Source organism: Methylocystis borbori, from assembly GCF_036576025.1.
In the GTDB taxonomy this organism is placed as follows: domain Bacteria; phylum Pseudomonadota; class Alphaproteobacteria; order Rhizobiales; family Beijerinckiaceae; genus Methylocystis; species Methylocystis borbori.
In genome coordinates, this window is record NZ_JAZHYN010000042.1 from 22,010 (window position 1) to 28,952 (window position 6,943).

Annotated in this window: 8 protein-coding genes; 3 read left to right on the forward strand and 5 right to left on the reverse strand. The window is 65.1% G+C overall.

Annotated elements, in window-relative coordinates:
- Window positions 1-9: 9 nt before the first annotated feature.
- From V3H18_RS13000 to V3H18_RS13015, 4 genes are all read right to left on the reverse strand, one after another.
- The gene (locus V3H18_RS13000) at window positions 10-1,527 is read right to left on the reverse strand and encodes a cytochrome ubiquinol oxidase subunit I (RefSeq protein ID WP_332082496.1); all 1,518 of its coding nucleotides are present in this window, start codon (window positions 1,525-1,527) and stop codon (window positions 10-12) included.
- 20 nt (window positions 1,528-1,547) lie between these two features.
- Window positions 1,548-1,709 carry a cytochrome oxidase putative small subunit CydP gene (gene cydP, locus V3H18_RS13005; protein WP_332082497.1) on the reverse strand — a complete coding sequence of 54 codons (162 nt, stop codon included), beginning with the start codon at window positions 1,707-1,709 and terminating at the stop codon, window positions 1,548-1,550.
- A gap of 211 nt (window positions 1,710-1,920) precedes the next feature.
- Window positions 1,921-2,589 (reverse strand): Crp/Fnr family transcriptional regulator, encoded by a 669-nt coding sequence (locus tag V3H18_RS13010; RefSeq protein WP_332082498.1) that lies wholly within the window; start codon window positions 2,587-2,589, stop codon window positions 1,921-1,923.
- A 38-nt stretch (window positions 2,590-2,627) separates the two neighbouring features.
- On the reverse strand, window positions 2,628-3,212 hold the full coding sequence (locus V3H18_RS13015; protein WP_332082499.1) for a beta-class carbonic anhydrase: 585 nt from the start codon (window positions 3,210-3,212) through the stop codon (window positions 2,628-2,630).
- Window positions 3,213-3,446: 234 nt separating this feature from the next.
- Between V3H18_RS13015 and V3H18_RS13020 the strand changes: the two genes are divergently transcribed.
- Together V3H18_RS13020 and V3H18_RS13025 are read left to right on the forward strand one after the other, a co-directional pair.
- Window positions 3,447-4,331 carry an alpha/beta fold hydrolase gene (locus V3H18_RS13020; protein ID WP_332082500.1) on the forward strand — a complete coding sequence of 295 codons (885 nt, stop codon included), beginning with the start codon at window positions 3,447-3,449 and terminating at the stop codon, window positions 4,329-4,331.
- On the forward strand, window positions 4,328-5,191 hold the full coding sequence (locus V3H18_RS13025) for a patatin-like phospholipase family protein (RefSeq protein WP_332082501.1): 864 nt from the start codon (window positions 4,328-4,330) through the stop codon (window positions 5,189-5,191). The genes V3H18_RS13020 and V3H18_RS13025 overlap by 4 nt, the downstream gene beginning before the upstream one ends.
- 43 nt (window positions 5,192-5,234) lie before the next feature.
- Here the strand turns inward: V3H18_RS13025 and V3H18_RS13030 are convergent, their stop codons facing one another.
- Window positions 5,235-5,681: a nucleoside deaminase gene (locus tag V3H18_RS13030; protein ID WP_332082502.1), complete on the reverse strand. Its 447-nt coding sequence runs from the start codon at window positions 5,679-5,681 to the stop codon at window positions 5,235-5,237.
- Window positions 5,682-5,740: 59 nt separating this feature from the next.
- Between V3H18_RS13030 and V3H18_RS13035 the strand changes: the two genes are divergently transcribed.
- On the forward strand, window positions 5,741-6,943 hold a 1,203-nt coding region (locus V3H18_RS13035; protein ID WP_332082503.1), incomplete at its 3' end, for a pseudouridine synthase.

A 6,943-nucleotide genomic window follows, 5' to 3' on the forward strand; every position in this document is an offset into this window, starting at 1 on the left:
GCGCCTTTCTCAGTTGGCCGGGTGCGGCCCGATGCGCACATATTTGACGATGAGCGCGACGTCGACGATGGCGAGCGCGCTATAGAAGAGCACGAAGGCCGCGAGACTCGCCGCGACATTCGACGCGGGAATATTCGACACGCCGACGAAGGTCGGCATCACCCCGTCGATGATCCAGGGCTGTCGCCCATATTCCGCGACGATCCAGCCAAGCTCAGCCGCGATCCAGGGGAGCGGCAGGCTGAGAAAAGCGAGCCAGAGGAACCATCGCTTCCTGAAATTGCGCCGGCTCGAAAGATAGAAAGCGAGCGCGAAGAGAGCGATGAAATAGAAGCCGAGCGCGACCATGACGCGAAACGACCAGAACAGCACGGGCACGTCCGGCACCGTCGAGGCCGCGGCGGCGTGAATTTGAGCGTCGTCGGCGTTTTCGATGTCGGGGCGAATGCGCTTGAGGAGCAGCGAATAGCCGACATCCTTTATGGAGGATTCCAGCTCCGCGGGAATCGAGGCGTGGGCCCGCCCGCCTTCCTTCGCCAGCCACTGATAAGCCGGCAATCCCTTGCGAATGCGCGCTTCCGCATGTGCGACAAGCGGCCTGATCCCCTCGACGGGCTTGTCCAGCGAGCGCGTCGCGATCAGCCCTAGCACATAGGGAATTTGGATCTCATAGCGCGTCGTCTCGGTCTTAAGATCGGGAAAGCCGAACAGCGTGAAGGAGGCGGGCGGCGGCTCGGTCTCCCACATCGCTTCGATCGCGGCGATTTTCATCTTCTGGTTCTCGCCGGCCGTATAACCGCTCTCGTCGCCGAGCACGACGACGGAAAGCGCAGAGGCGAGGCCGAAGCTCGCCGCGACCGTGAGCGAGCGGCGGGCGATGTCGAGATGGCGCCCCCGCAGCATGTAATAGGCGCCGATCGACATGACGAACATCGCGCCGGTGACATAGCCGGCGGAGACCGTATGCACGAATTTCGACTGCGCGACGGGATTGAACAGAATCTCCTGGAAGGACGAAAGCTCCATGCGCATGGTCTGCGGATTGAACTCGGCCCCGACCGGATTCAACATCCAGGAGTTGGCGACGAGAATCCAAAGGGCGGAGAAATTGGAGCCAAGCGCCACGAGCCAGGTGACCACGAGATGTTGCACTTTGCTCAGCCGCTTCCAGCCGAAAAAGAAGAGGCCGACGAAGGTCGCTTCGAGAAAAAAGGCCATCAGCCCTTCTATGGCGAGCGGCGCGCCGAAAATATCGCCGACGAAATGCGAGTAATAAGCCCAGTTCGTGCCGAACTGGAACTCCATGGTGACGCCGGTCGCGACGCCCATCGCGAAATTGATCCCGAACAGCGTTCCCCAGAACTGCGTCGCCTCGCGCCACACTGCGCGGCCCGTCATGACATAGACGCTCTCCATGATGGCGAGGAGCAGCGAGAGCCCGAGCGTCAGCGGCACGAAGAGGAAGTGATAAAGCGCCGTCAACGCGAATTGCAGGCGTGACAGCGTAACGACGTCGAGGTCGAACATCCAATCGCTCCAGTCAAATCTCAGCGGGCGGCGGGGGCGGCGGAGAATATCTCCGCCATCTCCGCCGGCGTCACCCTGACGCGATGCGCGGGAGAGAAGAACAAAACGTATAGCGCGATGAGCGCCATCAGTTTGACGATCAGCGCGACGCCGATCTCACGCGCGAGAGGAGTCATTCGCATGACGTTCTTCTCCATATCGCCGTCCACGAAAACCGGCTTCCACTTTTTCGCAGCGCGCTCAGGCATACTCGCCGAACGTAATTAAGGGATGCGACATGTCGTCGTCCGGCGCGAGCCGGCGTCTTGGGGCCGAATTATAGGCAAGAAACCTGCCATTGACACGCGCCGGCGCGCATAAGCCAAACCGACCGCCGCCTTAGCGCGCGCCGACTCAATCGCGCTCCGCGCCGCAGAGCGATCTGAGCGCGGCCGCGTCGACGATTTCGGCGCAGCCTCGCGACAATTTGACCCAGCCGGATCGCTCAAACGCCTTCAACGTGCGGCCGACGACTTCGCGCGCCGTCCCAAGGTCGGCGGCGAGCGCCTGCTGCGTTACGGCGATCTTGTCGCCGGCGTCGCTCAGCGCAAGAAGACGATCGGCGAGGCGCACATTGATGCGCGTGCAGACAAGCTCTTCGATGCGCGCCATCAGCGTCGCGATTCGCCGGCTATAGCCCTCGAAGACGAGGCCGCGAAACCCCTCCGACGCGTTCATCAGCGCGGCGAAGCGGTCGGCCGGCGCGAGATAGGCGACGACGTCGGTCTCCGCCACGCCCTCGGCCGCGTAAGCCTCGCCCGAGAGCAGCGACGCGGTGGTCAGAATGCAGGTTTCATTCGCGCCGACGCGGTAGAGCACGATCTCGCGGCCCGATTCCGTCACGCGCTGCACGCGCACCGAGCCGGAAAGGATGAGCGGAAAATGCCCGCACCGGTCGCCCGGGCGAAACAGGACCGCGCCGCGCGCAAACTCCTTGCGCAGCGCGCCGGCGCGCAACATGGCTTTCGTGGCGGCGTCAAGCCCGCGCAGCAAGGGCGCGTCGTCGATCCAGTCCGATGCCATTCCCAACCTTTCACCGGCTCCGAGCGGCGCGCCGCCGCTCAGGCCGCGCGGCCGGCCGCCGTCGCTTCGGGAACTTCGTTAATCTTGCCGGTCTTCACATCATAGATATAGCCGTAGATGGGGATGTTCTTGGGCGTGAGCGGATGGCTGCGGATGCGCTTCACGTCCTGCGTGACGCTTTCTTCCTGCGACTTGATGGTGTGCCATTTGATGAAATGGCCGCCGGAGCAGCCCCCGCCATGCTGCGGGTTCGACCAGTTCTTGCCGTCGAAGCTCGCCGTCGCGAGGCTGTCGTCGAGGAGATCGGCCATAATCTCGTCGCTGAAGAGCTCCATGCCGCAATTGGTGTGATGAATCACGAACCATTCGAGCGTGCCGAGCAGCTTGTGCGAGATGATGAGGGAGCGAATGGCGTCGTCGGACGCGCGGCCCCCAGCGTTGCGGATCACATGCGCGTCGCCTTCGGAAAGGCCGGCGTATTTCGCGGGATCGAGACGGGCGTCCATGCAGGTGAGAATGGCGAAGCGCCGCGCGGGCGGCAGCGCCAATTCGCTTTTCTTGCCGAAACTTGCGACATAAGCGTCGTTCGCGGCCGTTACCTCGCTGACGATCTGGCTTGCCATGTCGTTCTCCCTTCGCGTTGGCTGCGGTTTGATATTTCTTTTTGACTTCGTTTGCTTGACCGCGCTCAAATCTGGAGCGCGGCGCAAGCCTTGGCAAGCCAACAAAGCTCTCATCTTCGTGACATTGTCGCTTGACGCTTGAACAATGCCATATTTATCGAGCCGCCGCTGCCGCAACAGTATAACATTCCTGCGCCGACGCGCCTGTCGCAATCAAGGAGATGGCTTCAACCTATGTCCGAACCGCTCGATCTCTTCCCTGGCTTCGCGTCGCATTGGATCGATACGCAGGCCGGAAAAATATTCGCGCGCGCCCATGGCGAGGGTCCGCCGCTCGTCCTGCTGCATGGCTTCGGCCAGACGCATGTCGCCTGGCGCCATATCGCGCCGGCGCTGGCGAAGCGCTTCGCCGTCGTCGCCATGGATTTGCGCGGCTATGGCTGGTCGGCGGTCCCCGCGAGCGAGAAGGGCGAGAACTATGCGAAACGCGAAATGGCCGGCGACGTCGTCGCGGTCATGGAGGCGCTCGGCCATATCCGCTTCGCGCTCGTCGGCCATGACAGGGGCGCGCGGGTCGGGCTGCGCCTCGCCCTCGATCAGCCCGAGCGGCTGACGAAACTCGCGCTGATCGACATCGCGCCGATCGACGACGATTTCGGCGGCGGGGATTTGCAGCGCGTCGGCCGCGCGCGTTTTCTTTCGGCCGAGGCGCCAAAGCCCGAACAATTGATCGAACTCGATCCATTGGGCTTTCTCGACGATGCGCTGAAAAACTCGACGAAGGCGCAATCGCTCGAGGTCTTCGAAGCTACTGCGCTCGCGGCCTATCGACAGGCCTTCAACGATCCGGCGCGCATCCATGCTTTTTGCGAAGATTTCCGCGCGGGCGCCACGATCGATCGCGAAAGGCTCACGGCCGACAAGGCCGAGGGTAAAAAGCTCACGACGCCGACGCTCATTGTCGCCAGCGAAACGACTTTCCCCGCGAGCGGCCCCTCGCTCATCGCCGCCTGGCGCGAATGGGGCGACGATGTCGCCGAGGCGCGGATCGACGCGGGCCTTTATCCGATGGATGAAGCGCCCGCCGAGACGCTCGCGGCGCTGGAGAAGTTCCTGTGAGCCTTTATCGCGGCAGAAGCGTCGCCCTCGCCCTCGGCGGCGGCGGCGCGCGCGGCCTCGCCCATATCTGCGTTCTTGAGGAGCTCGACGCGCTGGGCGTGCGGCCCGTCGCCATCGCCGGCGCCTCGATCGGCGCGATCATCGGCGCCGCCTATGCCGCGGGCTTTTCCGGGGCGCAGCTGCGCGCCCATACGCAGGGCATATTGAAAAATCGCATCAGGCTCGCGCGCAAGCTTCTGCATGCGCGGGCGCGCGGGCGCAAACGACTGCTCTCACGCGTCGCCCACCCGCTGCTGATCGACGGGGAACGTTTTCTCGAAGCCTTCTGGCCGGAGGGCGTGCCGGAGCGCTTCGAGGATTTGCGCATTCCGCTGCAGGTGGTCGCGACCGACTTTCGCCGCAGGATCGAGGCCGTCTTCGCGACCGGACCGATACGTCCCGCCATCGCCGGATCCATGGCGATACCGGGCGTCGTGCGGGCGGCGGCGAGCGATCACGGCTATTTCGTCGACGGCGGCCTCGTCAATCCGCTGCCCTACGACCATCTGTGGGGACTGGCCGACATCGTCGTCGCCGTCGACGTTTCCGGCAATTTGGGCGTCGAGACCGGCAAGGGGGCGCCCTCGGCCTTCGAGACGATGATCGTCGCGAGCCAGATCATGATGAACGCCATTAGTTCGCGCATGATCGCGGAGCGGCCGCCGGACGTTCTGATCCGTCCGGAAGTGCATCAATATCTCGCGCTCGATCTTTTCAAGGCTTCGCGCATTTTCGCCGCCGGCGACGCCTGCCGGGAGGCGCTGCGCAACGGGCTGGCGCAGGCGGCTTTGCGGCTCGACGCTCGGAGCAGGATCGTTTGAAGCGGATCGCATCCGCCCTCCGCTTCGAAAGTCAGAGCGCGCTTTAGCGCCGCGCCTGAAAGAAATCGCGCAACATCCGCGCCGCCTCGCTCTCGCGGATGCCGCCATAGACCTCCGGCGCGTGATGGCAGGTAGGCTGGGCGAAGAAGCGCGGCCCATGCTCGACCGCGCCGCCTTTCGGATCGGAAGCGGCGAAATAGAGCCGCCTGATGCGCGCGAAGGAGATGGCGGCGGCGCACATGGCGCAGGGCTCCAGCGTCACATAGAGATCGCAATCGACGAGACGCTCGGAGCCCAGCGTGGCGGCGGCCTGGCGAATGACCAGCATTTCGGCGTGGGCGGTCGGATCCCTGTCGCGCAGCGTGCGGTTGCCGGCGGCGGCGATCACGACGCCCGCGCGCGCGAGCGCGGCGCCGACCGGCACTTCGCCGGCTTGCGCGGCCGCCCGCGCCTTCTCGAAAGCGGCGGCGAAAGGATCGTTGAGATTCATATGAGCGGCTCTCGCGCAATGGCGCTTCAAAGCGCCCGCCCCGCCTGCTATCAGAACGCATGACAGAAAAGAACCGCAATAAGCGTCCGGCGCCCAAGGACGGCGACCGGCCCCTGCGTCGACGCGCCCAAGAGGCTCCGACGCCGAACGCCGCCACGCGCAAGGACGCCAGGCCGACAAAGCCCCGATTCGACAAGCCTCGCTTCGACAAGCCCGCCCGGCCGCGCGCCGAAAGCGAGCGCGGGAAGCGCCCTGTCGAGAAGCGCGCCGCCGCGCCTGAAGCCGCGCCCCGGGAAAAAGCCTTCGCTGGCGAGAGAATCGCCAAGGTCATGGCGCGCGCGGGCGTATGCTCGCGCCGCGACGCGGAGAGCTGGATCGCGGAAGGCCGCGTCGCCGTCAACGGCCGCGTATTGACGAGCCCCGCCTTCAATGTGCGCGAGACGGACAAAATTCAAATCGACGGCGCGCCGATGCAAGAGCGCGAGCGCACGCGGCTCTTTCTCTTTCATAAGCCCGCAGGCTATGTCACCAGCGCGCGCGACGAGGAAGGCCGCGCGACGGTCTTCTCCTATCTCCAAGAACGCCATCCCGATCTGCCGCGCCTCGTCAGCGTCGGGCGGCTCGACATCAATACCGAAGGCCTGCTGCTGCTCACCAATGACGGCGGCCTTGCGCGCACGCTGGAATTGCCGGCGACCGGCTGGACGCGGCGCTATCGCGTGCGCGTTCATGGGGCGATCGACCAGGCGCAACTCGACGCGCTCGGCGAAGGCGTGACGGTCGATGACGTGCGCTACGCGCCGATCGAGGCGCGGCTCGAGCGCGTGCAAGGCGCCAACGCCTGGATCGCGATGAGCCTGACGGAAGGCAAGAATCGCGAGATCAAGCGCGTGATGGCGCATTTGACTCTCGACGTGACGCGGCTCATTCGCATCTCCTACGGGCCATTCCAGCTCGGCGATCTCGCGGAGGGCGCGGTCGAGGAAGTGCGGCTCAAGACCTTGCGCGAGCAATTGGGCAAGGCGCTCGCCGAACTCGCGGGCGCGGATTTCGCCGCGCCGCTGCGCGAGACGACGCCCGCCGAAAAGCAGGAGCAGCGCGAGCGGATCGACAAGCGGCCGCGCAAACATGTGTCGGCCTTGCGCAAGGAGCGCGCCGAACAGGGAGAGAGCGGGCCGCGCGCGCGCATCACGCGCGGCGCCGTCGCCGACCGCAGGGGCCGCGCCGTCGCAGTCGAGCGCGTGACGCCGACGCGGCGGAGC

Excerpts from the sequence above, each read along its gene's own strand:
- V3H18_RS13000 (WP_332082496.1), bottom strand. The coding sequence starts at position 1,527 with ATGTTCGACCTCGACGTCGTTACGCTGTCACGCCTGCAATTCGCGTTG.
- cydP (WP_332082497.1), bottom strand. The coding sequence starts at position 1,709 with ATGCGAATGACTCCTCTCGCGCGTGAGATCGGCGTCGCGCTGATCGTC.
- V3H18_RS13010 (WP_332082498.1), bottom strand. The coding sequence starts at position 2,589 with ATGGCATCGGACTGGATCGACGACGCGCCCTTGCTGCGCGGGCTTGAC.
- V3H18_RS13015 (WP_332082499.1), bottom strand. The coding sequence starts at position 3,212 with ATGGCAAGCCAGATCGTCAGCGAGGTAACGGCCGCGAACGACGCTTAT.
- V3H18_RS13020 (WP_332082500.1), top strand. The coding sequence starts at position 3,447 with ATGTCCGAACCGCTCGATCTCTTCCCTGGCTTCGCGTCGCATTGGATC.
- V3H18_RS13030 (WP_332082502.1), bottom strand. The coding sequence starts at position 5,681 with ATGAATCTCAACGATCCTTTCGCCGCCGCTTTCGAGAAGGCGCGGGCG.